This is a genomic window from Clostridium sp. C8-1-8 (assembly GCF_009928445.1).
Taxonomy (GTDB): domain Bacteria; phylum Bacillota; class Clostridia; order Clostridiales; family Clostridiaceae; genus Clostridium_AR.
On record NZ_JAABNO010000083.1, the window covers coordinates 1 to 527 of the forward strand.

The window sequence follows — 527 nt, forward strand, 5'->3', positions numbered from 1 at the left end:
TTCATATTTCAAATTGTTCACAACTGCTTAATACACTTATTGTAACTATATTAAGTAAGAACTTAATAATGCTTAATGTCACAAATTATATAATGCCCAATAAGAAAAATAATAACCTTATTAGTAGAACTTTTAAGAAAAATACTTATATGAAAATTATCCCTGTAATTCCTTGCAAAAAAGACTAGCTATTTTTAGATATACTTTGCTTTCATGAGTGATTACTATACAGTAAAAAGTGGTCTGAAACTACCTTCTTTAGTGAGTTCTTTTGCTCGTCTTACCTTTAATAATTCGTATCAAAGAGATATAGTAGAAAAAAAGACCTTTTCTCTTTTAGTTTTTACCCTAAATAGACATTCTAAAACCTTTATATCACTAGGTTTACATATTCAAAAACTTTATGATTTTATAGACAATAAAAAAGCATTTAGTTATTAACTAAATGCTTCTGGCGGAGAAAGAGGGATTCGAACCCTCGCGCCGGTTACCCGACCTACGCCCTTAGCAGGGGCGCCTCTTCGGCC

General features: G+C 31.1%; 1 protein-coding gene. It reads left to right on the forward strand.

The genetic code is table 11. From position 1 onward, the window contains the following. Positions 1 to 188: hypothetical protein (locus GXK57_RS26460; RefSeq protein WP_207710245.1), on the forward strand; the 188-nt coding region annotated here is incomplete at its 5' end. Between the last annotated feature and the right edge of the window lie 339 nt (positions 189 to 527).